Below are 26,474 nucleotides of genomic sequence, written 5' to 3' on the forward strand. Positions count from 1 at the left end.
TGACGAAGAAGTGATGGAGAATTTTTATTTCTAGCCTTGAAATAAATCCATAATATCTCCATATCTATAACCAGTTTGAAGAATTAACAGGCTTGGCAGGGTTGCCGAGTTTTCAAAAACTTTAATTATTAAATATTTGAGAGGACACATCATGTCTGTAATCAAGATGACTGACCTGGATCTTGCAGGTAAACGTGTATTTATCCGTGCTGACCTAAACGTGCCAGTAAAAGACGGTAAAGTAACTTCGGATGCACGTATCATCGCATCTCTTCCAACTATTAAGCACTGCCTAGAAGCAGGCGCTAAAGTAATGGTTACGTCTCACCTAGGTCGCCCAACTGAAGGTGAATACGCTGAAGAGTTCTCTCTACAACCAGTTGTTAACTACCTAAACGACGCACTAGATTGCGAAGTGAAGCTAGCAAAAGACTACCTAGATGGCCTAGAGCTAAATGCGGGTGAACTTGTTGTTCTTGAAAACGTTCGCTTCAACAAAGGCGAAAAGAAAAACGACGAAGAGCTATCTAAGAAATACGCAGCACTATGTGACGTATTCGTAATGGACGCATTCGGTACGGCTCACCGTGCTCAAGCATCTACTCACGGCGTTGGTATGCACGCAGACGTAGCATGTGCTGGTCCTCTACTAGCGAACGAACTAGAAGCGCTAGGCAAAGCAATGGACAAGCCAGCTCGTCCAATGGTTGCTATCGTAGGTGGTTCAAAAGTTTCTACTAAGCTAACGGTTCTTGAGTCTCTATCTAAAATCGCTGACCAACTCGTTGTTGGTGGTGGTATTGCTAACACATTCATCGCAGCTGCTGGCCACAACGTTGGTAAGTCTCTATACGAAGCAGACCTAGTTGAAACAGCTAAGAAGCTAATGGACGAGTGTGCAATTCCAGTAGCAACTGACGTTGCATGTGCGAAAGCATTCGACGAGAACGCAGAAGCTGAAATTAAGCACGTTTCTGAAGTACAAGACGACGACATGATCTTCGACCTTGGTCCAGATTCAACAGCTGAACTAGCTGAAATCCTTAAAAACGCTAAGACTATCCTATGGAATGGTCCAGTAGGCGTATTCGAATTCAAGAACTTCGAAGCAGGTACTAAAGGTATCTCTGAAGCTATCGCAGCTTCTGAAGGCTTCTCTGTTGCAGGCGGTGGTGACACGCTAGCAGCTATCGACAAGTTCGGTATCAAAGCGGATGTATCTTACATCTCTACTGGCGGTGGCGCTTTCCTTGAGTTCGTAGAAGGTAAAGTTCTTCCAGCAGTAGAAATGCTAGAAGCACGCGCTAAGTAATTAAAGCAAAGCGGGGGAGTGATTCTCCCGCTTTCTTGTTTGCTGCAACGTGTGAGGAACTCTGCTAGAATAGCCTCAGTTGTGAGCAAACGTTTGCAAGATTTTCAACTTAACAAGTTTTGTTTAAAAACGACAGATAAATAGGATTACATCCATGTCTAAGATCTTCGACTTCGTAAAACCAGGTGTTATCTCTGGCGATGACGTTCAGAAAGTATTTGAAGTTGCAAAAGAAAACAGCTTTGCACTTCCAGCAGTAAACTGTGTGGGTACTGACTCTGTAAACGCAGTACTTGAAGCAGCTGCAAAAGTTAAAGCTCCAGTTATCGTTCAGTTCTCTAACGGTGGCGCTGCTTTCTTTGCTGGTAAAGGTCTAAAACTTGAAGGTCAAGAAGCTCAAATCCTAGGTGCTGTTGCTGGTGCGAAATACGTTCACGCTGTAGCTGAAGCTTACGGTGTTCCAGTAATCCTACACACTGACCACGCAGCTAAGAAACTACTTCCTTGGATCGACGGTCTACTAGACGCTGGTGAAGAGTACTTCGCGCAAACTGGTAAGCCACTATTCTCTTCTCACATGATCGACCTTTCTGAAGAGTCTCTAGAAGAGAACATCGAAATTTCTGCTAAGTACCTAGAGCGCATGGCTAAAATGAACATGACTCTAGAAATCGAACTAGGTTGTACTGGTGGTGAAGAAGACGGCGTTGACAACTCTGATATGGATGCGTCTGAACTATACACTTCTCCAGAAGACGTTGCATACGCATACGAGAAACTAAGCGCAATCAGCCACCGTTTCACTATCGCAGCATCTTTCGGTAACGTACACGGCGTATATAAGCCAGGTAACGTTGTACTAACTCCAACTATCCTACGTGATTCTCAAGCGCACGTTTCTGAGAAATTCGGTCTTCCAGCGAACTCTCTAAACTTCGTATTCCACGGCGGTTCAGGTTCTTCTCTAGAAGAAATCCGTGAATCTATCGGCTACGGTGTAATCAAAATGAACATCGATACTGATACACAGTGGGCTACTTGGGATGGTATCCGTAAGTTCGAAGCTGAAAACCACGATTACCTACAAGGTCAGATCGGTAACCCAACTGGTGAAGATGCACCAAACAAGAAGTACTACGATCCACGCGTATGGCTACGTGCAGGCCAAGCTTCAATGGTTACTCGTCTAGAGCAAGCATTTGCTGACCTTAACGCAGTTGACGTACTATAATCGTTACTGATTAAGTTACTTAAAAACCCGCTCTTTGAGCGGGTTTTTTTATATCTATCATTTTCTTCCCCTCTGCTTTCTCCCGATATTTTTATGCGTTAGGTTGTATTTGCTAGTGAGATATCTCACCTTTAACGTTTTTTTTAAAGAAAACATGGGAATATCAGTCTTAAGAGTGGCGAAATCAGAGTGCATTGCGTAACCTGTAACAAGTCAGTGTCAGAAAGCTCTGATAAAGTCTTGTTTTGCATATCTTTGCGAAACTCTGACTTTGAAAAAAGTCAGAGTTGGGATATTGTGCCAAAAATCTGACACTGTTCAGTGGAGCAATAGGGACGTTGTTTTAGAAAAGAGCCTTTAAAAAAACAAGGTTCATAAATTAACGGCAATTGGATTTATATCTCTTTATTTTTGAGGATAAGAATTATGGCAGGTGAATCGGTGGGTATCGATACCACTTTAACGGATGGTCTAACTCAGGCTGAAACTTGGCTGACAAACAATTCAGATCTACTGGTTCAGTACGGTGTGAACATTATCTCTGCGGTGCTTATTCTGTTTATCGGTAATCTTATCGTTAAGGCAGTCGCTGGTAGTGTTTCTAAAGTACTAGAAAAGAAAAACATGGATAAGGCCGTCGTTGAATTTATTCACGGTCTTGTTCGTTACTTGCTATTTGTAATCGTGCTAATCGCGGCTCTTGGTCGATTAGGAGTTCAAACCGCTTCTGTTGTTGCTGTGATTGGTGCGGCAGGTCTTGCTGTTGGTCTTGCACTACAAGGTTCACTATCAAACTTTGCAGCAGGCGTACTTATTGTTGCGTTCCGTCCATTCAAATCAGGCGACTACGTAGAAATCGGTGGTGTAGCGGGTAGTGTTGAAGCAATTCAAATCTTCCAAACAGTTCTAAAAACACCAGACAACAAAATGGTTGTTGTGCCTAACTCTTCAGTTATCGGCGGTGCCATTACTAACTACTCTCGCCATGCGACACGACGTGTCGACCTAGTGATTGGTGTTTCATACAAAGCAGACCTTAAACTAACGAAGAAAGTGATTCGTGAGACGCTAGAGAAAGATCCACGTATCTTGAAAGACCCAGATATCACAATTGGTGTACTTACGTTAGCAGACTCTTCAGTTAACTTTGTGGTTCGTCCATGGGTGAAAACTGCAGATTACTGGGGCGTATACTTTGATGCAATGCAAGGTATTAAAGAAGCATTGGATGAAAATGGTATCGAGATTCCATTCCCACAAATGGATGTTCACCTGAACAAAGTCGACGCTTAATCAAAAGCAGTCGATATTCGAAAGCGAGGCCAATAGGCCTCGCTTTTTTATATTTCGTAAAGGGTGTGATGACCAGCAAGTAAGAGGCGTTTTAGATGTTTACCTGCAAATCCAAATGTGAACTCAGGTAAGCCAGGCGTATAGAGCAACTCTTGATGTTGATAGAGATTGGTATCAACAATGATAGTGATGTATTCCGGTAAGCCTATTGGGCAAACCGCGCCGGGCACGCAACCTAACACTTCGACCATTTCATCGTCATTACAAATAGAGGGACGTTTACCTGTAATCGCTTTAATCTGCTTGGCATCGAGGCGCGAGTCCTTATCTGTCAGATAAACCGCGTAACCTTGTCCTTTGAGTGTTAAAAAGAGGCTTTTGGTATGCGTACCCGTCCAACCAAGCTCTCTCGCAATGCGTATATCTGTCTCAAAGTCTAAGATGGCTTCGTGCTGCCATTCCCGAAAAGGAATAGAGAGCGCGTTGAATCGCTCTCTATTGTTGTTATAAATACGTTTTAGTGACTCCATATCTTTGCTGCCTTACTACCTGGTGATTACCAATACTTATCAATAAGCTCACTAGCTAAGATATACGCTATTGTGAACATCATCATTGCGATTGCAATGTCGATGGTTTTTTTCACTTTTGGTTGAGAGAGTGTTGGACCTAGTTTGGCTGCTCCTATCGATAAAGTGTAGAACCAAACAAAGGAAGCCATAATCGTACCTAGTGCAAAAGCAATGCGATCATGGCCTTCAAATTGTCCACCGATCGAACCTAGAATAACGACTGTATCTAAATATAAGTGCGGATTAAGCACAGTGACAGCTAACGCACCTAGAATAACTGTTCGACGACCTCGAGCTACGATCTCCCCTTTTGATTCCGATTCACTCTCTGGCTTAAAAGCACTTTTTAGCGAGAGCAGTCCATAGAAGCTCAAGAAAGCAATACCACCAAGTGTCACCGACGTCAGTAAGATTTCATTTTGAGACAGAATTGCACCACCACCAAAGATACCTAGAGAGATGAAAATCATATCTAGCACGCTACAAATAGTGGCGGTTGTTAGGTGGTGGTTACGCTTTATGCCTTGATTCAAAACATACGCATTTTGCGCGCCGATCGGAATGATCATTGATGCTCCTAAACCAAAACCTTGCAATAGAACCCACAAGCTCACACTTCACCTCACTTCAAAATAACAAATACATTTACATAGAGGGGAAAGATAAAGCGTTTATCTAAATAAGTATAATTAATGATTTTAATCTTACATTAGATAGACTAATTTAACGGGAGGCGTTTGATCTGGAGTGAGAGGGAAGGTATGCGAGGGTTAGATTACAAATGGATTGAGGCATTAGACGCTATAGTTTATCAGGGTAGCTTTGAGCGTGCTGCCGAGCATTTATTTGTTTCTCAATCCGCCATTTCTCAACGTATCAAGCAGTTAGAGAAGTTTCTCGCGCAGCCTGTTTTAATTCGAAGCCAGCCACCTAAGCCAACGCTAATTGGTAAAAAATTGTTGGGTCTTTATCGGCGAGTACGCTTGCTAGAGCATGAAATTCTCCCCGAACTAAAAAATGATACCAGTACGCGACCTGTGCAACTCTCTTTAGCGACTAATGCAGATAGCCTTGCAACATGGCTACTGCCAGCGCTGCAAAATGTTATGAAGCAGCGTCAAGTTGAACTAAAACTGACTATCTATGGTGAATACCGCTCTATTGAAAAACTCAAAAGTGGCGAAGTGACAGGAGCGATCAGCTTGGAGTCCCAGCCAATCCCCGGATGCAGAGCAGACTATTTAGGTCGCATCGATTATGTTTGTGTCGCGAGCCCAGAGTTCTATCAGCGTTATTTTTCTAAAGGCGTAAATAATCAGACATTGGCAAAAGCACCGGCCGTTTCATATGACCAATATGATGATCTACATAAAACATTTCTTACCGAGCACTTTAACGTCAATCCTGACAGCGTTATTCATCACAACATCAGTAGTTCTGAAGCGTTTCTAAAAGTGGCGTTAGCTGGTGTAGCTTATTGCTTGATCCCCCGCTTGCAAATTACCGACGAATTAGACAGAGGTGTGTTGGTTGATGTGACTCCAGGTTTTTTAATGTCCCATCGGATTTATTGGCACCACTGGCAGTTAGAAACTGGGGTACTACAAGAAATCTCACATGCGATAGTGGGGTATGCGCAGCAGCATCTACCTCAATAAGTTCGTCAGAGCTGCATATCGTTAACTTAAGTGTGTTTTGTTTAAAAATTACGCCAATGTTACATAGTCAAAGTTGTGTTAGAAGTCACTATGGGTGCTTGGATAATCGGCGGAAGTTTCTATTATGAAACCACACGCTTTCTCAGCCATGATAGTGATGTTGGAATCTGAGATTAAGTACTTAATTTTGTATGGATGGATTTATTGAATGAAATTGTATTCATTTTTGCTGGCTTCAGCACTCAGCCTTACCAGTGCTTCAGTTTTGGCGAATACGCCAGAGTTTGCTCATGTTACGACAACGGGGTATGGCGAAGTGACGGCCACACCTGATATGGCTACGTTTTCTGTAAAAGTAGTCGATACGACAATGACGGCCGAACAAGCGAAATTGTCCGTAGATAAAACCGTTGAAGAGTTTCTAAAAAGCTTATCGGATGCCGGCTTGTCAAAAGACAATATTACTAGCTCGAATTTATACCTTGCTCCTCAGTACCATTACCCTAAATCAGGAAAAGCAGAACTTGTTGGGTATCGAGCATCTCGCAGTATTGATGTCACGGTGACGGATCTGAAAAACCTTAACCAATACCTAGATATGGCGTTAGAAGCGGGAATTAATCAGGTTGATAATATTCAACTTAAGGTAAGCAACCAAGCCGAGTATCAGCAAAAGGCACGAATGGCTGCGATTAAGGACGCAAGAGAAAAAGCAGGGTCATTAGCGACTGGTTTTGAGAAAAAGTTGGGCGATGTATGGCAGATCAATTACAGACAGATGCACGTTCAGCCTGTGTTAATGCGTTCAATGGCGATGGATAGTAAAGAAGGAGCGAATAGCTACCAAGATTCAACCATGATCATTCGCGATCAAGTCGATGTCATTTATAAGCTAAAGTAAGGCTTAGCAAACAGTAAAAAGCAAAAGGCAGGGAGTTACAACCCCTGCCTTTGTCATTTCTATTTCACAGTTTAATGCAGGATACGAGCACGGATTGTGCCTTCAATGTTTTTGAGCTTTGTTAGAGCTTCTTCTGCTCGTTCAGTTTCAACGTCGATCACTACGTAGCCTATTTCAGCGGCTGTTTGTAGGTACTGCGCGGCAATGTTAATACCTTCTTCAGCAAAGATGGTGTTGATCTGAGTTAGAATACCAGGACGGTTCTTATGGATATGAAGCAGACGAGAGCACTCACCACTGTGTTCTGGCAATGACACTTCAGGGAAGTTTACGCTTGAAAGTGTCGAGCCGTTATCAGAGTACTTAGCCAGTTTGCCCGCCACTTCTAAGCCGATATTCTCTTGTGCTTCTTGCGTTGAACCACCAACGTGTGGAGTGAGAATGACGTTATCGAATTTTTGTAAAGGAGACTCGAACGGGTCAGCATTTGTTTTTGGTTCAGTTGGGAATACATCAATTGCAGCGCCGGCAAGGTGACCAGCTTCTAAGCTATGGCAAAGTGCAGGAATATCCACAACGGTGCCACGTGCCGCGTTGATAAAGATGGAACCTGGTTTCATTCGAGCAAATTCAGCTTCACCCATCATGTTTTTCGTTTCCGGTGTTTCGGGAACGTGCAAAGAAATCACATCACATTTGTTCAATAGTTCACTCATGGTATGTACTTGCGTCGCATTACCAAGGGACAGTTTGTTCTCAATATCGTAGTAGTAAACGCGCATACCTAAGTTTTCGGCAATAATACCAAGCTGCGTACCAATGTGACCGTATCCGATAATGCCAAGGCACTTACCACGAGCTTCGTAAGAGTTGTCTGCACTTTTCTTCCAAATACCGCGATGTGCAAGAGCATTCTTTTCAGGAATACCACGCACTAGTAAAAGGATTTGCCCAAGTACAAGCTCTGCCACGCTTCGAGTGTTAGAGAATGGTGCATTAAAGACAGGAATACCGCGTTTTGCTGCTGCGTCTAGGTTTACTTGGTTAGTGCCAATACAAAAACAGCCAATTGCAACCAGCTTGTTCGCTGCATTGATTACCTCTTCGGATAGGTTCGTACGGGAGCGGATACCAATGAAGTGCACGTCTTTTACCGCTTCAATTAGTTCTTCTTCCGGAAGGGAACCTTTATGGTATTCAATGTTGGTATAACCAGCTGCTTGAAGAACTTCAACTGAAGAAGGGTGGAGTCCCTCTAACAAGAGGATCTTAATCTTTTCTTTTTCCAGTGAAACTTTGGCCATTTTTTCTCGTCCTTAAAATGGAAAGGTGGGCTAATGTGGCGCACATTGGGCAAAACTATTAAAAAGGGGATAATTAACAGTTTTGTAGGAAGACAAACGTTTCCCTGTGCGTCTTCTGTTCAATAAAGTAACAAAAAAAAATTGCTTTGGGTAAGAAAATTACGGAATAAGAGATAATTTTCTTATAGAAAGGAATAAAAAACGGTGCCTTTCAGCACCGTATGTAATGAAATAACATAAAAGTGAACCAGATAGGTTCATTTTTGGCTGTTATTTACTCTTCAATTTTTGCACCTTCTGGTGTGCCAGTGATCACTACGTCTGCACCACGATGAGCGAAAAGACCCACAGTCACCACACCAGCGATGCCGTTTATTTTGTCTTCCATTTCTTTCGGGTTGGTAATTTGCATATTGTGCACATCCAGAATCACGTTGCCGTTGTCAGTCACAACGCCTTCACGGTAAGCTGGATCACCACCTAGTTTTACCAATTCACGAGCCACGTAAGAGCGTGCCATTGGGATTACTTCAACAGGCAATGGGAACTGGCCAAGTACGTCAACTGCTTTAGTGCCGTCAACGATACATACGAACTTATCAGAGATTGCTGCGACAATTTTCTCACGAGTCAGAGCCGCGCCGCCGCCTTTGATCATTTCACGTGCTGGGTTGATCTCATCTGCGCCATCAACATACACATCCAGCTTCATTACATCGTTGCACTCGTATACTTCAATACCAAGCTCTTTAAGGCGCTCAGTTGAAGCGACAGAGCTAGACACTGCACCTTTAATATCATCTTTGATAGTGCCTAGTGCATCGATGAAGTGATTCACGGTAGAGCCAGTACCAACACCGACAATGCTGCCTTTCTCAACATATTTTAGTGCTGCCCAACCAGCCGCTTTTTTCATTTCATCTTGAGTCATGCCAATCTCCTGAATAGATGTTCGTTAACGTTTGCGGGCGTGATTATAGCGGCTTACTTGTCACTTTCCCATTGCCATATTTGGCTTGGGGTCACGATCTTAGGTAATGGAATATCCCAGCTTTCAATTGGTAAGCGTTCTACATGTTGGCAGTCATGAGCGATACCGACAGGTTTAGCACCCTCTCCAGTTATAAACCAACGTGACAGAGTACGATCGTAGTACCCTCCGCCCATGCCTAAGCGGTGTCCGATACTGTCGAACCCAACTAAAGGCGTGCAGATTAAATCAAGCTGGCGAACGGGTTTGAGGTGTCTGATATCGAGCTTGGGCTCTAAGATGCCGTACTTGTTGTAGACGAGCTGTTCATCACTTATATACTGAAGAAACAGTAACTGACCTTTAGAAAAGGGATGGATGACGGGCAGATAAACCGATTTTCCCTGTTGCCATAACCATTCAATGAGCGGTTTAGTATCAAGCTCACCGTCTGCAGAAAGGTAGATGGCAATATGTTGCGCCTGATCGATTTCAGGAAGTTGGGAAAATTGAGTAATAAGGTCGATTCCCGCTTGGTATTGCGTATCACTGCACAGAGCGTTGCGCTTTTCACGAATCAGTTTGCGGAAGTCTTGTCGAGAGAGGTCTGACATAGAGAGAATACCCCAGGGTGCCGTTGAGGATTGTGGCCCTTGAACCAGCTGGTTCAAGGCGGATCAGCAATGACAACCGTAGGCTTCTCGGTGCATGCCGAGCTTGCTCAATAGTTACCAAATACTAACCCTTAGGTATTGCTTATCGGCTCAGGGACTTAAATCCTGCTGACGCACACCCCAGGGTAAATTTTGTATTTACTGCTGTCCTTGCGTAACTTTGCTTAGTGCGTTCTCTAAAGACGCGGTGAGCTTTTCCATTCGCTCAGTAATTTCTTGCTGTTGACCATTGGATTCGTATGACTTGGTGTGCAACTCATAGCAAATATTCAATGCAGCAAAGGTCAGCAGTTGGATTTCATTGGTTACCTTAGTACGTTCGCTCATTTCTTTCAATCGGCGATCCAGATCTTTTGCCGCTGCAACAAGAGACTCTTCTTGTCCTGTCGGACAATTCACACGTGTAAGTTTGCCTAATATTTCAACGTCGATCGCTTGATTGCTCATGATGAATAAACTCTATATTCGCGCTATCTAAGGTGTTGCTTCATACAACTACCGAGGAGCAAACTATAGGAAAACCGCTATTAAGATTCAAGCATTTCCCATCACAGAAAGAGAAATGATGACGAGATCACACAGGAATTGGGCAAATTGAACAAATGCTGTCCAAAATTGAATTTGATAGCCGTTTCAGACCACTAACCTTGATGGTAGGATATACCAATACATTATTACGCAAGAATGAGCCAAGTTATGAGTGAAATCACCCTTCCTGAATACCAATCTATTGCTGCTGAACTGCAATCGGCAAGCCTGGCTGTGACACCGGCGGAGTTACATGGCTTATTTGTTGGCATGTTAAGTGGTGGATTGGCGATCAATGATCAAACTTGGCAGCCGATTCTTTTTGACTACACCAATGATGGGATGGGGTGGCCCTCGACAGCACTCACTTTTGCTCAGAGCATATTCAACGTTACTGTTAATGAGCTTACTGGCACATCAATGGAGCTGTCTTTACTATTGCCAGATGAGCCGGGCGAAGAAGGCTTATTCGCATTAGCCGACAGTGTGTCCGACTTTGTAAACCACTTTATTTCTGGGCTAGGTCTAGCAGGCGTTGCGCTTAACAAAGCATCTGATGACGCTAAAGAAGCACTGGCTGATCTAGAAGAGATTGCCAAATTAGGCATTGATGAAGATGACGATCTTGGTGAACAAGCGCAATTGCTAGAGCAAGTGATTGAGCACATCAAAGCTTGCGTACTAACGATTCATGCTGAATTTGGTGTTCGTCCTGAAAGCAGCGACAAAAAACCTACTATTCACTAATCGTAGACCGTCCAGAGGTTAGTATGAAGCAATATGATGTAGTCATTGCTGGTGGTGCCATGGCTGGTGCAACGTTAGCATTGGCGATTGACCATTTGTCTCAGGGAAAGCTCCGCATTGCCGTCGTTGAGCCTTTTAAAGCACAATCAGATATGCACCCTGGTTTTGACTCTCGCTCAATCGCATTGTCTTACGGTACTGTCAATCTGTTGCGTCAACTACAGCTCTGGACTTCATTAGAACCGTTTGTCACACCTATTGAACATATCCACGTTTCTGACCGCTTTCATGCTGGGATGACGGAAATTACCAAGCAAGAGATTGGCGTTGAAGCACTAGGGTATGTTGTCGAATTAGCCGATGTTGGTCGCGTATATCAAGAATTATTAGACAGCAGCGCATCCATTACGCTGTTTTGTCCTGACTCGGTTACTGATATCGAGCGCGAGCAAAACTGTACCCATGTGACGTTGAAAAGTGGTGAGCAACTTGAAGCAAAACTGTTGGTGGCTGCAGATGGTGCTGTTTCGACCTGTTGTCAGAAAATTGGTCTAGAACTTTCTGAGCAAGATTTTGAACAAGTGGCTGTCATTGCCAATATTGTGACTCAAGAACCTCATCAAGGTAGAGCCTTTGAACGTTTTACTGAAAATGGCCCTGTTGCTTTATTGCCAATGAGTGACAATCGAATGTCCTTAGTTTGGTGTTTGCACCCTGAAGAAGCCCAAGCCGTTCTTGAGTTATCTGATCAAGCATTTCTCCAGCATTTACAGAACGATTTTGGTTGGCGTTTAGGCGCGATGAAAAAAGTGGGGCGTCGTGCAAGTTACCCATTACTTCTTCGTCATCGAAAGCAAAATATTTCACATCGCTTTGCGATTGTTGGAAATGCGGCACAAACGCTGCACCCGATAGCTGGACAAGGCTTTAATCTCGGTATTCGCGATGTAGTCTCACTAGCAGAAGAAATTGTACAGCAAAGTGAGGATGTGGGTCTTTATAAAGGCCTGATGCGCTTTAGTCAACGTAGAGAAGCAGATCGAAGCGAAACTATTTGGCTAACCAGTGCCTTGGTGCATGTTTTTTCAAATGATTTACCCGCGATGCGAATTGGCCGAAATACTGCCTTAGCAGCGATGGATAACCTTTCTATTTTTAAGCAGCCGCTAATACGCCATACACTTGGTTTGGTAAAACGATGAACGGCCGCACTGAATTAGGTAATAAAAAGCAATGATGCAAAGTGTAGATATCGCCATCATCGGCGGAGGGATGGTTGGGTTGGCACTTGCTGCCGCGTTCAAAGACAGTAATCTGCGTGTCGCCGTTATTGAAGGTAAAGTGCCAGATGATTCGTTGAAAGAATTACCCGATGTTCGTGTGTCTGCGCTGAGCCGCTCTAGTGAGACGATTTTGCGTAAACTTGGTGCTTGGCAGGGCATAGAACAGCGCCGAGCTTCGCCTTACCATGGCATGGAAGTATGGGAACAAGATAGCTTTGCCAGCATTGAATTTAATGCACAAAGTATGGCACAACCTGATTTAGGGCATATTGTTGAGAATCGTGTGATTCAACTTGCGCTGCTTGAACAAGTCCAAAAGCTCGATAACGTCACGATGTTTATGCCCGCACGTTGCGCGACTCTCGCGGTCGGTGAGCAAGAAAGCTGGCTGACGCTCGATAATGGCCAAGCCATGACCGCTAAATTAGTGGTCGGAGCCGATGGGGCGAATTCGTGGCTTCGCCATCAAATGGATATTCCATTAACGCATTGGGACTATGGTCATCATGCTTTGGTCGCGAATGTCAAAACTGCTATGCCACACAACAGCATTGCGCGCCAGATATTTACTCCTCACGGACCGTTGGCATTTTTGCCAATGTCGCAACCAGATATGTGCTCTATTGTTTGGTCCACGGAGCCAAATCGAGCAGATCAGTTAGTGGTGATGAGTGAACATGATTTCAATAAAGCGTTGACGAGTGAGTTTGATGCTCGACTTGGTCTATGTGAAGTAGTGGGAGAGCGTGCTGCGTTTCCTTTGAAAATGCGCTATGCGCGAGATTTTGTTGTCGAGCGAGTCGCGCTGGTTGGTGATGCGGCCCATACCATTCACCCATTAGCGGGGCAGGGTGTGAATTTAGGTTTATTAGATGCGGCCAGTCTTGCTCAAGAAGTATTAGCACTTTGGAAGCAGGGTCAAGATATCGGCAGTAAACGCAACCTAAGAAGCTACGAGCGTTGGCGAAAAGCGGAAGCGGCAAAGATGATCGCTACTATGCAAGGGTTTCGAGATTTGTTCTCTGGCGAGAACCCTGCTAAGAAGCTTGTTCGTGGCATTGGCTTGAGTTTAGCGGGGCAACTGCCGGGAGCGAAAGATGAGATCATGAAGCGCGCGCTTGGTTTAAAGGGACACTTGCCGGATCTGGCGCGTCAGTAAGTGCAAAGCAAACTTCAAATACACAAAAGGCTGGTTAATCCAGCCTTTGTTTTATCAACATTTTGCTAAGCATATGCGCATCGGAGTTTCATTATTTCTTGATTGATCTCTTTGACCGCTCGGAAATGGCGTTGCTCTGCTTTCTCCGGCAGTATTAACTTACCGTTATCAAACTCGAATCTACCGACCCCGTAAATATAAATTCTTCCTTTAAAAAGACGACTTATATGTTTAGCAATCATACTTGGTGTATAGCGCTTAAACAGTCTCATATTTACTTTCCTTTTATCTAACCTAGCCTAGGTATTCTACGTTCTGGACGCGAAAATTATTGTGACAGCAATAGTATTAAATACAGATGTAGGGTGTTGCGTCAGAGAATTGTGTTGTCTTAGACAATTTGACAGTGTCATCTCTTAAATAGCGTGAGGATTACCCCAAAAATAACCTCTCTAAAGGAACCCTTACGCCAATACACTCCTTTTTACGTGACGCATTAAGCAATAGTTTTGTTACAGAATTAAGAATAGAACGAAAACGGTTGTTTGCTAGTTGTTCCTATTAAGGTCGTGCCTCGCGCAACACACTTTACGTTCTAACGATTAGAGGAAATGAAAGAGAAAAAGTTCCACGTAAAAAAAGCCCGCTTCAGCGGGCGAATAGTCACAGATGCATTACACAAAAGTGGATAACTAACTGCATGAATGCTGTCACTCAGCTAGCTGACTCACTTTATATCGGTTAAGTGCTTGTTTGAAACTTAACCAACAAATTCAGCATATACGAGTTTTATCTTTGTGACTATTTATGTTTTATATGTGATTAAAAATTCTCATGTCTATTTTTGTAGATATGAGCGAGATCACGCAGTGATAGAAACACTACATGTCATTACATTGTTTTTAGACGATTAACGACAGATCTCAGCTACGGTCGGCTGACACAATTGGATAAGATCTTTAATAGAAAGCGCCAGTCCAGCCATGCGATCGCCACTGCTGATCGTGACTTCCTGTTCTTCTAGTAAGCTAGGGTCGAACACGATTGGCATATGACGTTTGAGTAGCAGAGGAGTGACAGTACCAATTTTGTAACCAGTGATGGACTCAACATCGGCTTGATCAACACAAGTCATCCGGCGATATTTCAGTAACGAGCGCACTTTTTTGGGATCAACGCTACGATCACCTGGCGCACAGGCGAGTGCATATTGATTACCCATGTCTCGTAGCAAGATTGCTTTCACCATTTGAGAGGGGCGAATGCCGCGTTGGTGCGCGGCATCCTCAATGGTGGTTGCTGGTCTTTGATGCGGTAACAGACGAAACGGAATGTGTTGGTCTGTGAGAAATTGCATCAAAGGAGTATTGCTTGTATTACTCATCATCAAGACTGTAAGGCAGTGATTCGATTGTCCATTCACATTCTGGTTGCGCAACCAAACGAAGACGAGTGTCCTCATCGAGATTATTAGGCAGTACGATCAGGCCAATCGCGTGATTGTCACTGAACTGGTAGTGATTTAATAAAGCACCTACTGAACGCCAGTTTTCACCTACGCTGCGTTCGAGCTCAATTGGTTCGTCACTGAATGGAGCAGAAGTTGCACCTTTTACGATATACATCGCACGTTTATTGGTACCGCGATACTTCGCTCGTGCTACCGTTTCTTGTCCCGTGTAGCAGCCCTTTGTGAAGCTTATGCCTCCTAAAGCTTGCACGTTAAGTGCTTGTGGAATGTGAGCATTCTGCGCGGATGCAGAGACAAATGGTAAACCTGCCTCAATATCGAAACGATTCCAAAGCTCATTTGTCGTAAAGACAGCGTCGGTAGTTTCAACGATTTGCTGTGCTTCTGGCGCACTTAATATCAGTAACCAGCGATCTTGTGCAACTTGCACTGCTGTGCCACCGTCAACTGGGCGAACGCTGCCAGTTGTCTTGCTCATTGTTGAAATGAATTCGTCGGCTTTGACGCCAGCAACACCTAAGATAACGTCATCAGAAGCTTCAATCGTTACTTTAGAGAAAATAGCGTATTTCTTTATTTCATTAAGTTCTACGTCAATCGCCGATTTTGGTTGGATCATGCCGTAGCCATCATGATGATGGAAAAGGCGGAACACGCTCCACACTTTTCCTTTCGCATCACAATGTGCGCCCAGTGTTGATTGGTCTTGTTCTAAAGAAACAACATCGCAGGTAACCTGACCTTGTAAGTATGATTTTTTATCATCACCGATCATGGTGATCATGCCGAAGTTATCCAGCAGTGAGATAGATAACTCTGGAAGTACGTCTTGAGTTGAGAGAGGTAATGCTGAAAAACGAGTTTGCCATTCCATAATTACAATGCCTTTTGAAGATATTTTTCCGCTATGTTATACCCAAATAACCTTGAGATACTAGGGGAGCGATTTACGAATCAACATTTGTCTGCTTTCACTATCGTATTGTGACCCGCACACTAGTGACGTAGCACATCCCTTGTTACACTCCGCACTAACAACAAGACATCTATGAAGGAATAGTGAATGTACACTCCGGAAGAAAAAGCGCGTATTAAATGGGCTTGTCGTCGAGGCATGCTTGAGCTTGACGTAGTAATTATGCCGTTTTTTGAAGAGTGCTTTGATACTCTGAGTGAACAAGAGCAGCGTGACTTTGTTTCTTTACTTGAATGCGATGATCCTGATCTGTTTACTTGGGTAATGGGGCATGGCCGTAGCGAAAATTTAGGTCATGCAGCAATGGTTGATAAAATTGTCGCCCATAACCTCAGCAAAGTTCGTTAATTTTACTGCTTCTCCCTCTCTGACTGCCCGAGTCTTCAATGTTGTACTTTTCTTATTGATGACTTGGGCTGTTATCCTCTCTAGCATTCCGCTCGTATTATCGACTTATTTGTTATTACTGATTGTTAAGGCTCTCTCAAGCCAAGGCCTTGTTCAACCTACAAGTCATGGGCATTGGTATGTGCACTGCGATGGCTCGGTTAGGTTTGATGCCCTTGAGTGTGGCGAATGCTCGGAAGATATTGAGTCCGAAAAGGGTCATTTACAGCGAGTCGATACATCGGCATCACCATTCAAGATAACATTCCAATTGCAATCTGGCCGTGTTGTTACGATTTGGCGTGATAGCTGTGACGATGAGCAGTATCGTCAACTATCTTTGGTATTACGCCAATGGGAAATGAAACAGGGAGCTAATGCTCCCTGCTGATGTAATAGTTTACTTGGTAAAGTTAAAGCTGTTTAGCTGGAACCAAAATCGTTGGGCCGCTGTTTTCCAGTTGGTTCGGATAGTCAAGCGTGTAGTGCAAACCTCGACTCTCTTTACGCTGCATCGCACAACGAACCATCAACTCTGCTACTTGTAAAAGGTTACGCAGTTCTAATAAGTTGTTCGACACTCGGAAATTGCTGTAGTACTCGTGTGTTTCTTGTTGCAACAGTTGGATACGGCGTAAGGCGCGCTCTAAACGCTTGTCAGTTCGCACAATGCCCATGTAGTCCCACATAAACAGACGAAGCTCGTGCCAGTTGTGCTGAATGATCACTTCTTCATCACTATTGGTTACTTTACTTTCATCCCAACATGGCACCTGTGAGGGTAGCTCAACGTTAGTGTGATGTTTTAGAATATCTTTTGCCGCAGACCAAGCATAAACCACGCATTCGAGAAGTGAGTTTGATGCCATGCGGTTAGCACCGTGCAGCCCGGTGTAGCTAACTTCACCAATCGCATACAAATTTTTCAGATCGGTGCAGCCATTTCTATCCACCATGACACCGCCACAAGTGTAGTGTGCAGCAGGTACGATTGGGATTGGCTCTTTAGTCATGTCAATGCCCAAGTCCATCAAACGTGAATAAATGGTTGGGAAGTGTTTCGTAATAAAGTCAGCAGGCTTATGGCTGATGTCGAGATACATACAGTCGGCACCTAAACGCTTCATTTCGAAGTCGATAGCACGAGCCACGACGTCACGCGGAGCAAGCTCTTTACGTTCATCGAAATCCGGCATAAAGCGAGAGCCATCTGGACGACGCAGGTAAGCACCTTCGCCACGCAACGCTTCAGTCAGCAAGAAGTTACGTGCTTCTGGGTGATATAAACACGTAGGGTGGAACTGGTTAAATTCCATATTCGCCACACGACACCCTGCACGCCAAGCAATCGCAATACCATCACCAGACGACACATCTGGGTTAGAGGTGTATTGATAAACCTTTGAAGCACCACCTGTAGCGAGAACCACAAATTTGGCTCGCACGGTTTCGACATGCTCTTCGTTGCGGTTCCAAATATAAGCACCGATAACTTTGTTTTTATCACCGCCAATTTTGTCTTCGGTGATTAAGTCCAGAGCATTGTGACGTTCGAGAACATGAATGTTTGGATGGTTATGAGCGTTATCTTGCAGGGAGGTTTGCATCGCCATACCTGTCGCATCTGCCGCGTGAAGAATACGACGACGGCTATGACCACCTTCACGAGTTAAGTGGTAGCGAGGTTCATCGTCAGAGTCATCTTCTTCACGATCAAATGGTACACCACCGTCAATCAACCACTGTACACACTCTTTTGAATGCTCAGCAATGAACCTTACGGTCTCCTCATCGCAAATACCATCCCCGGCGATTTGCGTGTCTTCAACGTGTGAATCAATGGTGTCTGACTCATCAAATACGGCAGCGATACCGCCTTGAGCATAGTAGGTTGCCCCTTCGCTGCGTGGTCCTTTACTCAGCACCATCACCTTACAGTGGTTAGCAACGCGCAAAGCCAACGACAAACCTGCCGCGCCACTCCCTACCACTAATACATCACACTCATGTTCACGATTTGTGTTCATATAACTTTTATAATCCCAAGCTAAGGTAACAAAGTTACCTTGTGTATTATTTGCACACCATGTGCATTCCATTATCGCGACATCTGTCGCTAAGGGCTAAGTTGGGAGACCTATCGACGTCCGTGTTACGGCGGTGACTGAGCCACTCTTCTTTTTCATGCAGAGCATGAGCATGCTTCCTAAGTTATAATTTGTAACGCGGTGTTCAGATAGCCATTAGCCATGCAAATGAAAAGTAATAGTTTGTCAATGCCATTGCTTTTCCATGCCCGACCCAGCACAATCTGGGACAGAGATCATTCATTATACCCATTTCCCTCCAAGATGCTCGCTTGTCAAACTTAGACTAAAGTCAGGCAGCGGTGGTCATTTGGGTACAGACATCACATTGTGAAAAAACAATGACAAAAAACTTGAGAAACCATGGAACTTTCTCATTCACGTTAGGGTCACAATAGTGCTCAAGTAAGCAGTGGTGTCAATACTACGTTTTGCATAATTAGTACCCATATCTGAGAAGAGTAGGGGCATAACAAATAGGAGTATCCGCTCGAATGAACGAGCAGCTGACCGATCAAGTATTGATTGAGCGAGTTCAGAATGGCGATAAGCAAGCATTCAACCTGTTGGTAACAAAGTACCAGAATAAGGTATGTAATCTTATTTCCAGATACGTTAGTAATCCTGGCGATGTACCAGATGTAGCACAAGAAGCGTTTATTAAAGCTTACCGAGCTATCCCTAGCTTTCGTGGGGAAAGTGCGTTTTATACGTGGCTGTATCGCATTGCAGTGAATACTGCGAAAAATCACATTGTTGCTCAAGGGCGTAGACCTCCAGCGACAGATGTCGATGCTGAAGATGCTGAATTTTACGAAACAGGTAGTGCACTTAAAGAAATATCGAACCCTGAGAACTTAACGTTGTCCAAAGAATTGCAACGGGTGGTGTTCAGTGCAATCGAAGCTTTACCTGAAGATTTAAAAACCGCAATGACATTACGAGAGCTCGATGGCTTGAGTTATGAAGAAATTGCAGAAGTGATGGATTGCCCGGTAGGAACGGTACGATCGCGTATCTTCCGTGCTCGTGAGGCGGTGGAAAAGAAAATCAGACCTCTTTTGCAACGCTAGTACAAGTAATAACTATGGTGAAAATAATGGCTGACAAAGAAAAACTTTCAGCTCTCATGGATGGAGAACTGGTCGATAAGGCTTTAATTCAAGAGTTAGAGCAAGACCAAGAGAGCCGTGATGCTTGGCAGAACTATCACCTGATTGGTGATGTGATGCGAGGCGAAGCGCCAGCAAAACCTGAGTGGAATATTGCTGAAAGCGTGGCGTTAGCGTTAGAAGATGAACCTGCACACCGTGCGTTTGATTCGCACAGTGCAAATGTTATCTCAATTGCGGATACGCCAAAAGAGTCGCAACCAGAACCGCAAAAAGCAAAACGTCAGTTGCCAGGTTGGTTGACGCAGTTTGGTCAAGTTGCTGTTGCTGCATGTGTATCGCTTGTTGTTATTTTAGGTGTACAGCAGTACGGTGGTAGCGATTCAATGTCGCCGCAAACAGATCAATTACCTGTATTGCAGACGGTTCCGTTTGCTGGCAGCGCAGAACCAGTGAGTTTGACTCGTGAGTCTGTAGAACGTTCTGTAGGCGAGGCAAATATGCAAGAGCAGCGCAAGCGTGTTCATGCTATGCTGCGAGACTACGACTTGCAGTTACGAATTAACAGTGATGCATCTCAACAAGATGCAAATCTGAATCCGGATATTGAATGAAAAAATTTCTGATCAGCGCTTGCGCTCTGTTCAGTATGATGTTTTCTCAAGCCTTTGCTGGTGATAAGCCAGCGGAGGCTTTATTGCATCAAATGAGCGAGGCGAGTAAGAATTTAAGTTACGAACTCTCTTATATCCTTATCAAAAAGAACAGCATTGAGCCGTTGCTGTATCGTCATGCCACGCATGGTGACGATCAATATGCTCATCTTGTCTACTTAAGTGGCCCTGTGCGTGAAGTGATTCGTCGCGGAACTGAAGTAAGTTATATCGAAACGGGTTTAGAACCATTCACCATCGAGTCAGGTAAAATGGTCGCTCCGACTATGCCTATGCTCAACACCAATATCGATGAGCTAAACTTGTATTACGACTACGTAAAAGTGGGTAGAGCTCGTGAAGCTGGTGTGGCAACACAAGTGCTGCGTATTGTTCCTAAAGACGGTCTGCGCTATTCATACGTACTATGGATCGATGAGAAGAGTAAATTGCCGTTACGTGCCGACCTTGTGGACCGCGATGGTGAGATGCTTGAACAATATCGCACTATTTCTTACACGGTAAACCCAAAAATCGCAGAGTTAATGAGTGGCCTGCAAGATGTTCAATTACCTGCTGTTCTCACCATGCCAAAAGGCGATATTGGGACCAGTAATTGGCAGGTTGGTTGGATCCCTGAGGGTTTCGAGCCGAACGAGCTCAACCGCTATCGTATGGCCGTTACTAACCAAATGGTGGAGAGCCAGCTGTATTCTGATGGTCTGTTTAGCTTCTCTGTTTACGTAGCAAACAAGGATGAGCATTCGTTAAAAGGGCAGTTGGTTCGCCAAGGCAGAAGAACGCTACACAGTTTTGTAAGTGGTCAACATGAAATCTCTGTTGTAGGAGACATTCCACCGACCACAGCACAGCGTATCGCCCAATCTGTCACATTTAATGTAACAAAGAGTAAATAACAATGATGACCGCGTTGGCTACCGTGACAGACGTGCATCGTCGCGGCAAGCAATACGAAATTGATTTAAGTTGCGAACAGCAGACCAGTTGCAGTAGTTGCTCTTCACAGAAAAGCTGTGGAACGGGCGTTGTTACTAAAGCCATTGGTAACAAGAGTTTATCTTGGCACCTGCGCACGGATAAATCGGTGAAAATAGGTCAAGTCGTCGAGATTGGTTTTCCTGAGTCGAGCCTAATAAAATCAGCAATGGCGGTTTATTTACTGCCATTGTTTGGTTTGATTATCGGTGCGATGTTTGGTCACTTCCTATTAGCGCCGCTGACAGCCGGCGGGGAAGGCATCATCATATTGGCATCGGTATTGTTTGCCGCTGGTGGAATGTGGATCGCAAAACGTGTTTCTCGTCCGTTAGAAGATGAATCTAAGCGCCAAGTTACCCTCGTTCGGGTACTTGGAGAGCCAATCCAGTAAGTGTTGTCCCCCTCCACTAAAGGTTATTTGGGTATGTACTTTAAATTACGTGCGCCCGTTAACGAAATTCGGTAGAATCTGCCAACTTGATTGAAATGCCGTCAGTAGATGGCGTTTCTTACTGTCCCTATTTGTAAAGAGTTAGTCACCCTAAATCTATGAAGCACATTCGTAACTTTTCGATTATCGCCCACATCGACCATGGTAAGTCGACCCTATCAGACCGTCTAATCCAAGTTTGTGGCGGGTTAACCGATCGTGAAATGGCCGCACAGGTTCTGGATTCTATGGATCTTGAACGTGAGCGTGGCATCACCATCAAATCTCAGAGTGTGACGCTAAACTACACCGCTAAAGACGGTGAGACGTATCAGCTGAACTTCATCGATACTCCGGGGCACGTTGACTTTGCATATGAAGTATCACGTTCTCTAGCGGCTTGTGAAGGTGCGCTATTGGTTGTGGATGCGGGTCAAGGTGTTGAAGCTCAAACACTGGCTAACTGTTACACCGCGATCGAAATGGATCTAGAGGTTGTGCCAATCTTGAACAAGATTGACCTACCAGCAGCCGATCCTGAGCGTGTAGCGGAAGAAATTGAAGAAATCGTTGGTATCGATGCAATGGAAGCAACCCGCTGTTCTGCGAAGACAGGCATCGGTGTTGATGACGTTCTAGAGAACATTGTGTCAGCGATCCCTGCACCGGAAGGTGATCCAGATGCGCCACTACAAGCGCTGATCATTGACTCATGGTTTGATAACTACCTTGGCGTTGTTTCTCTAGTGCGTATTAAAAACGGCGAACTGAAGAAGAATGATAAGATCAAAGTGATGAGTACGGGCCAAGTTTGGGGTGTGGACCGCCTTGGTATCTTTACGCCAAAACAAGTGGATACCGATACCCTTCGTACTGGTGAAGTAGGTTGGGTTGTTTGTGGTATCAAAGACATTCTTGGTGCCCCTGTTGGTGATACGCTGACTCTAGCGAAGAATGGTTGTGATAAACCGCTACCAGGCTTTAAGAAAGTTAAACCTCAGGTTTACGCAGGTCTGTTCCCAGTATCTTCTGACGATTACGAGAACTTCCGTGACGCACTAGGCAAACTAAGCCTTAACGACGCATCGCTATTCTACGAGCCAGAAAACTCTGCGGCACTTGGCTTTGGTTTCCGTTGTGGTTTCCTTGGCATGTTGCACATGGAAATCATCCAAGAGCGTCTAGAGCGTGAATACGACTTGGATCTTATCACCACAGCACCAACGGTAGTTTACGAAGTTGAGAAGACGGATGGCGATCTGCTGTATGTTGATAGCCCAGCAAAACTACCAGCGATCAATGATATTGAAGAAATTCGTGAACCGATTGCGCGTTGTAATATCCTTGTGCCTTCAGAGTACCTAGGTAATGTAATCACCCTGTGTGTTGAAAAGCGAGGCAGTCAAGTTGATATGGTTTACCACGGTAACCAAGTCGCTGTGACTTACGATATTCCAATGGCTGAAGTGGTACTGGATTTCTTCGATCGTCTGAAATCAACATCACGCGGTTACGCATCTTTGGATTACAACTTCCAGCGCTTTGAAGCTTCGAACATGGTACGTGTAGACGTTCTTCTTAACGGTGACACTGTTGATGCATTGGCGATGATCACACACAAAGATCAGTCTCAGACTCGCGGTCGTCAGTTGGTAGAGAAGATGAAAGAATTCATCCCTCGCCAAATGTTTGATATCGCAATCCAAGCGGCAATTGGTAACCACATTATCGCTCGTTCAACGGTAAAACAGTTGCGTAAGAACGTTATTGCGAAATGTTACGGCGGTGACGTAAGTCGTAAGAAAAAACTTCTGAAGAAACAGAAAGAAGGTAAGAAACGCATGAAGCAGATCGGTAACGTTGAGCTGCCTCAAGAAGCGTTCCTAGCCATCCTTCACGTAGGTAAAGACTAAAGTTGAACTTTGTCTCACACTTGTCGGTCTTAAGACGTTAGATATTAAAATAAGTGAAAGGGTTTCGGCTCTTTCACTTTCGTATTTTTAGATAAGGGAATTTAATGGCGAATACATTCTCACTGATGTTGGTTATTGCGACTTTGGTAACTGGCGTGGTTTGGCTATTGGAAAAGCTGGTTTTCGCGAAAAAGCGTCAGGAAAAACTGGCTGAGATTCAAGCTCAGACGTCTAATGGTTTGGATGCAGTGACCTTGCAAAAAGTTGAGCGTCAGCCTTGGTGGGTTGAAAATAGCGTCTCTATTTTTCCTGTGATCGCGTTCGTTTTAGTATTACGTTCTTTTATCTACGAACCATTTCAAATCCCATCAGGCTCAATGATGCCTACCTTGCTGGTTGGCGATTTCATTTTAGTTGAGAAGTACGCGTACGGTCTAAAAGACCCAGTATGGCGTACTCAGCTAGTGGAAACTGGTAAGCCTGAGCGTGGTGATATCGTGGTATTCAAATACCCACCACAACCAAGTGTGGACTACATTAAGCGTGTAGTTGGTTTACCTGGTGATATCGTGCGTTATTCAAGTGATAAGCAGCTTTGCGTGCAAAGCCAAGGCGAATCGGCATGTAAGCCAGTTAAACTGAGCAATGTTGAAGAAAGTCAGTTTAGCTCGAACGGTATTCCAATGATCCAACTGGATGAAAAATTGGGTAACGTTGAGCACAATATTTTGGTTAACCCTCTTGTGCGTAACCGCGTGGAGCAATATTTCCCACGCAGCGGAACGACAGAGTGGGTTGTACCACAAGGTCAGTATTTTGTGATGGGTGATAACCGTGACAACAGTGCTGACAGCCGTTACTGGGGCTTTGTTCCAGAAGCAAACTTAGTCGGTAAAGCTGTCGCGATCTGGATCAGCTTCGAGTTTGATCGTGGCGCAGATAGTGTTCTACCTTCATGGATTCCAACTGGTGTGCGTTTTAACCGCATCGGTGGCATTCACTAACCATTCAAATATCGAGAGAGTATGAATTCTCCAATTGATAAACTAGAGAGAAAGCTCGGCTACCAGTTTCAAGATGCCGGGCTTATCAATTTGGCGCTGACGCACCGCAGCGCCAACAGTAAGCACAATGAACGTCTTGAGTTTCTGGGCGATTCAATTTTAAGTTTTGTCATCGCTGATGATCTGTACCATCGTTTCCCAAAAGTGAACGAAGGTGACATGAGCCGCATGCGTGCTACTTTGGTTCGCGGACATACATTGGCGGAACTGGGTCGTGAATTCGATCTAGGAGATTATTTAAAATTAGGTCCAGGTGAATTGAAGAGTGGCGGTTTTCGCCGAGACTCTATTTTAGCCGATGCGGTTGAAGCCATTATTGGCGCAATTTACCTAGACAGTGATCTTGAAGTTGTGCGAGGCATTGTACTGAGTTGGTATCAGTCACGCCTTGAAGCCATTAAACCAGGCGTTTCACAGAAAGATCCGAAAACTCGCCTACAAGAGTTCCTACAAGGCAGAAGAAAACCGCTGCCTGTCTACACAGTGACTAATATTAAAGGTGAAGCGCACAACCAAGAGTTCACGGTTGAGTGCGAAGTAGCAGGTGTGGATAAGCCTGTAATCGGTAAAGGCACCAGCCGCCGCAAGGCAGAACAAGCGGCTGCTGAAACAGCACTTGAGCAATTAACAAATGGCTGATAACGAATTCGATATCGATGCGTTTTTCGCATCACAGGGTGAGCCAAGCTCGCCAGAAAACCAACACTGTGGCTTTATTGCTATTGTTGGTCGTCCAAACGTAGGTAAGTCGACACTTTTGAACAAGATTTTGGGTCAGAAGATTTCGATCACCTCTCGTAAGCCGCAAACGACACGCCACCGTATTATGGGTGTGGATACGGACGGCGATTACCAAGCGATTTACGTCGACACGCCTGGACTTCACATTGAAGAAAAGCGTGCGATCAACCGTTTGATGAACCGTGCTGCTAACTCGTCATTGAGTGATGTAAACCTTGTGTTCTTCTTAGTCGATGGTACGCATTGGACTAAAGACGATGAGATGGTGCTGACCAAACTTCAAAAATCGAACTTCCCAGTTGTGCTTTGTGTAAACAAAGTCGACAACGTACAAGATCGTAACGACGTGATGCTACACATGGCGGAGATGTCTAAGAAGATGGACTTCGTGGATGTTGTGCCAATCTCTGCCAAGCAAGGTAAGAACATTGATGTACTGCGTAAGCACGTACGTAACCACTTACCTAAAGCAACGCATCACTTCCCAGAAGAATACGTGACTGACCGTTCTCAGCGTTTTATGGCGTCTGAGATTGTGCGTGAAAAGCTGATGCGCTTTACTGGTGAAGAGCTGCCATACTCAGTAACGGTTGAGATTGAACGTTTTGATTACAACCCCGAAACCGACGGTTTCCACATCAATGCCTTGATTCTTGTTGAGCGTAATGGTCAGAAGAAAATGGTGATTGGCAAAGGCGGCGAGAAGATTAAAACCATTGGTCGCGAAGCGCGTTTGGATATGGAAGAATTGTTCGGTCGTAAAGTTTACCTAGAAACCTGGGTAAAAGTGAAATCTGGCTGGGCAGACGACGAACGAGCGTTGCGATCGTTGGGTTATATAGACGATTTATAATCTTGGCTGCGAAGGTGCTTCGCTCCAACATCGATGAAAAATCAGTATCGATTAAAATAAGGAGCCGCTCGGCTCCTTATTTTTTATTTTCAGCCCTAAACCACCTACTTCAGTAGGTGGTTATCATCCGCTTCGGCTTTGCCTGTAAAACTACTC

Annotated in this window: 28 protein-coding genes and 1 other RNA gene; 18 read left to right on the forward strand and 11 right to left on the reverse strand. The window is 44.6% G+C overall.

What is annotated here, in order from left to right:
* The first annotated feature begins 151 nt into the window (after positions 1-151).
* From R7E78_RS19230 to mscS, 3 genes are all read left to right on the forward strand, one after another.
* Positions 152-1,312 (forward strand): phosphoglycerate kinase, encoded by a 1,161-nt coding sequence (locus R7E78_RS19230; protein ID WP_005384547.1) that lies wholly within the window; start codon positions 152-154, stop codon positions 1,310-1,312.
* A 154-nt stretch (positions 1,313-1,466) separates the two neighbouring features.
* Positions 1,467-2,543 carry a class II fructose-bisphosphate aldolase gene (gene fbaA / locus R7E78_RS19235; RefSeq protein WP_005380996.1) on the forward strand — a complete coding sequence of 359 codons (1,077 nt, stop codon included), beginning with the start codon at positions 1,467-1,469 and terminating at the stop codon, positions 2,541-2,543.
* Positions 2,544-2,969: 426 nt separating this feature from the next.
* Positions 2,970-3,836 (forward strand): small-conductance mechanosensitive channel MscS, encoded by an 867-nt coding sequence (gene mscS, locus R7E78_RS19240; RefSeq protein WP_005384548.1) that lies wholly within the window; start codon positions 2,970-2,972, stop codon positions 3,834-3,836.
* Positions 3,837-3,883: 47 nt separating this feature from the next.
* On the opposite strand, the gene R7E78_RS19245 is transcribed toward mscS, so the two are convergent.
* Together R7E78_RS19245 and R7E78_RS19250 are read right to left on the reverse strand one after the other, a co-directional pair.
* Positions 3,884-4,366 carry a YbaK/EbsC family protein gene (locus R7E78_RS19245; protein ID WP_005380994.1) on the reverse strand — a complete coding sequence of 161 codons (483 nt, stop codon included), beginning with the start codon at positions 4,364-4,366 and terminating at the stop codon, positions 3,884-3,886.
* A 26-nt stretch (positions 4,367-4,392) separates the two neighbouring features.
* Entirely contained in the window at positions 4,393-5,022 is a 630-nt protein-coding gene (locus tag R7E78_RS19250) for a LysE/ArgO family amino acid transporter (RefSeq protein ID WP_031780897.1), read from the reverse strand.
* Between the two features lie 147 nt (positions 5,023-5,169).
* Here R7E78_RS19250 and R7E78_RS19255 point away from each other — a divergent pair, with 147 nt between their 5' ends.
* Positions 5,170-6,066, forward strand: coding sequence for a LysR family transcriptional regulator ArgP (locus tag R7E78_RS19255; protein WP_025768836.1), 897 nt, complete (start codon positions 5,170-5,172; stop codon positions 6,064-6,066).
* A 208-nt stretch (positions 6,067-6,274) separates the two neighbouring features.
* A complete protein-coding gene (locus R7E78_RS19260; protein ID WP_005384550.1) occupies positions 6,275-6,967 on the forward strand; it encodes an oxidative stress defense protein in 693 nt (230 codons plus the stop codon).
* 71 nt (positions 6,968-7,038) lie between these two features.
* On the opposite strand, the gene serA is transcribed toward R7E78_RS19260, so the two are convergent.
* The 5 genes from serA to R7E78_RS19285 all read right to left on the reverse strand — a co-directional run bounded on the left by serA (position 7,039) and on the right by R7E78_RS19285 (position 10,362).
* Positions 7,039-8,271, reverse strand: a complete 1,233-nt coding sequence (serA, locus tag R7E78_RS19265) for a phosphoglycerate dehydrogenase (RefSeq protein WP_017821632.1) — start codon at positions 8,269-8,271, stop codon at positions 7,039-7,041.
* A 274-nt stretch (positions 8,272-8,545) separates the two neighbouring features.
* Entirely contained in the window at positions 8,546-9,202 is a 657-nt protein-coding gene (rpiA, locus tag R7E78_RS19270) for a ribose-5-phosphate isomerase RpiA (RefSeq protein ID WP_005380982.1), read from the reverse strand.
* A 53-nt stretch (positions 9,203-9,255) separates the two neighbouring features.
* Positions 9,256-9,855: a 5-formyltetrahydrofolate cyclo-ligase gene (locus R7E78_RS19275; RefSeq protein WP_005384552.1), complete on the reverse strand. Its 600-nt coding sequence runs from the start codon at positions 9,853-9,855 to the stop codon at positions 9,256-9,258.
* 5 nt (positions 9,856-9,860) lie between these two features.
* Positions 9,861-10,045: non-coding RNA, 6S RNA (ssrS, locus tag R7E78_RS19280), on the reverse strand.
* Between the two features lie 8 nt (positions 10,046-10,053).
* Positions 10,054-10,362, reverse strand: a complete 309-nt coding sequence (locus R7E78_RS19285) for a cell division protein ZapA (RefSeq protein ID WP_005384553.1) — start codon at positions 10,360-10,362, stop codon at positions 10,054-10,056.
* A 249-nt stretch (positions 10,363-10,611) separates the two neighbouring features.
* Here R7E78_RS19285 and R7E78_RS19290 point away from each other — a divergent pair, with 249 nt between their 5' ends.
* The 3 genes from R7E78_RS19290 to R7E78_RS19300 are packed head-to-tail and all read left to right on the forward strand — an operon-like array spanning position 10,612 to position 13,632.
* A complete protein-coding gene (locus R7E78_RS19290) occupies positions 10,612-11,190 on the forward strand; it encodes a YecA family protein (protein WP_005380976.1) in 579 nt (192 codons plus the stop codon).
* 23 nt (positions 11,191-11,213) lie between these two features.
* Positions 11,214-12,392, forward strand: a complete 1,179-nt coding sequence (gene ubiH, locus R7E78_RS19295; RefSeq protein WP_262640682.1) for a 2-octaprenyl-6-methoxyphenyl hydroxylase — start codon at positions 11,214-11,216, stop codon at positions 12,390-12,392.
* A 31-nt stretch (positions 12,393-12,423) separates the two neighbouring features.
* Positions 12,424-13,632, forward strand: coding sequence for an FAD-dependent 2-octaprenylphenol hydroxylase (locus tag R7E78_RS19300; protein WP_262640683.1), 1,209 nt, complete (start codon positions 12,424-12,426; stop codon positions 13,630-13,632).
* Positions 13,633-13,697: 65 nt separating this feature from the next.
* Here R7E78_RS19300 and R7E78_RS19305 read toward each other — a convergent pair whose 3' ends face one another.
* The 3 genes from R7E78_RS19305 to ygfZ all read right to left on the reverse strand — a co-directional run bounded on the left by R7E78_RS19305 (position 13,698) and on the right by ygfZ (position 15,977).
* The gene (locus tag R7E78_RS19305) at positions 13,698-13,904 is read right to left on the reverse strand and encodes a DUF1107 domain-containing protein (RefSeq protein WP_005380970.1); all 207 of its coding nucleotides are present in this window, start codon (positions 13,902-13,904) and stop codon (positions 13,698-13,700) included.
* A gap of 638 nt (positions 13,905-14,542) precedes the next feature.
* Positions 14,543-15,016, reverse strand: a complete 474-nt coding sequence (locus tag R7E78_RS19310) for an aminoacyl-tRNA deacylase (protein WP_262640689.1) — start codon at positions 15,014-15,016, stop codon at positions 14,543-14,545.
* Positions 15,009-15,977: a tRNA-modifying protein YgfZ gene (gene ygfZ, locus R7E78_RS19315; protein WP_033907444.1), complete on the reverse strand. Its 969-nt coding sequence runs from the start codon at positions 15,975-15,977 to the stop codon at positions 15,009-15,011. The genes R7E78_RS19310 and ygfZ overlap by 8 nt, the downstream gene beginning before the upstream one ends.
* Before the next feature lie 189 nt (positions 15,978-16,166).
* On the opposite strand from ygfZ, the gene R7E78_RS19320 reads away from it, so the two are divergent.
* Complete coding sequence (locus tag R7E78_RS19320) at positions 16,167-16,427, forward strand: succinate dehydrogenase assembly factor 2 (RefSeq protein WP_005380951.1); 261 nt, start codon at positions 16,167-16,169, stop codon at positions 16,425-16,427.
* Positions 16,396-16,857 (forward strand): protein YgfX, encoded by a 462-nt coding sequence (locus tag R7E78_RS19325; protein WP_230856650.1) that lies wholly within the window; start codon positions 16,396-16,398, stop codon positions 16,855-16,857. The genes R7E78_RS19320 and R7E78_RS19325 overlap by 32 nt, the downstream gene beginning before the upstream one ends.
* Positions 16,858-16,879: 22 nt before the next feature.
* Here R7E78_RS19325 and nadB read toward each other — a convergent pair whose 3' ends face one another.
* Positions 16,880-18,493, reverse strand: a complete 1,614-nt coding sequence (nadB, locus tag R7E78_RS19330) for an L-aspartate oxidase (RefSeq protein ID WP_005380947.1) — start codon at positions 18,491-18,493, stop codon at positions 16,880-16,882.
* A 554-nt stretch (positions 18,494-19,047) separates the two neighbouring features.
* On the opposite strand from nadB, the gene rpoE reads away from it, so the two are divergent.
* The 8 genes from rpoE (at position 19,048) to era (ending at position 26,318) form a co-directional block, all read left to right on the forward strand.
* Entirely contained in the window at positions 19,048-19,626 is a 579-nt protein-coding gene (gene rpoE, locus R7E78_RS19335; RefSeq protein WP_005380946.1) for an RNA polymerase sigma factor RpoE, read from the forward strand.
* A gap of 26 nt (positions 19,627-19,652) precedes the next feature.
* Complete coding sequence (locus tag R7E78_RS19340) at positions 19,653-20,279, forward strand: sigma-E factor negative regulatory protein (RefSeq protein ID WP_262640684.1); 627 nt, start codon at positions 19,653-19,655, stop codon at positions 20,277-20,279.
* Positions 20,276-21,235, forward strand: coding sequence for a sigma-E factor regulatory protein RseB (gene rseB, locus R7E78_RS19345; protein ID WP_137282368.1), 960 nt, complete (start codon positions 20,276-20,278; stop codon positions 21,233-21,235). The genes R7E78_RS19340 and rseB overlap by 4 nt, the downstream gene beginning before the upstream one ends.
* A 2-nt stretch (positions 21,236-21,237) precedes the next feature.
* Positions 21,238-21,708, forward strand: a complete 471-nt coding sequence (locus R7E78_RS19350) for a SoxR reducing system RseC family protein (RefSeq protein ID WP_005384575.1) — start codon at positions 21,238-21,240, stop codon at positions 21,706-21,708.
* Positions 21,709-21,866: 158 nt separating this feature from the next.
* Positions 21,867-23,660 carry a translation elongation factor 4 gene (lepA, locus tag R7E78_RS19355; RefSeq protein WP_005380934.1) on the forward strand — a complete coding sequence of 598 codons (1,794 nt, stop codon included), beginning with the start codon at positions 21,867-21,869 and terminating at the stop codon, positions 23,658-23,660.
* Positions 23,661-23,764: 104 nt separating this feature from the next.
* On the forward strand, positions 23,765-24,664 hold the full coding sequence (gene lepB / locus R7E78_RS19360; RefSeq protein ID WP_005380933.1) for a signal peptidase I: 900 nt from the start codon (positions 23,765-23,767) through the stop codon (positions 24,662-24,664).
* Between the two features lie 21 nt (positions 24,665-24,685).
* Positions 24,686-25,363 (forward strand): ribonuclease III, encoded by a 678-nt coding sequence (rnc, locus tag R7E78_RS19365; protein WP_005380932.1) that lies wholly within the window; start codon positions 24,686-24,688, stop codon positions 25,361-25,363.
* On the forward strand, positions 25,356-26,318 hold the full coding sequence (era, locus tag R7E78_RS19370; protein WP_005380931.1) for a GTPase Era: 963 nt from the start codon (positions 25,356-25,358) through the stop codon (positions 26,316-26,318). The genes rnc and era overlap by 8 nt, the downstream gene beginning before the upstream one ends.
* The last annotated feature ends 156 nt before the right edge of the window (positions 26,319-26,474 follow it).

The sequence above is a fragment of the Vibrio sp. YT-19(2023) genome, from assembly GCF_033337395.1.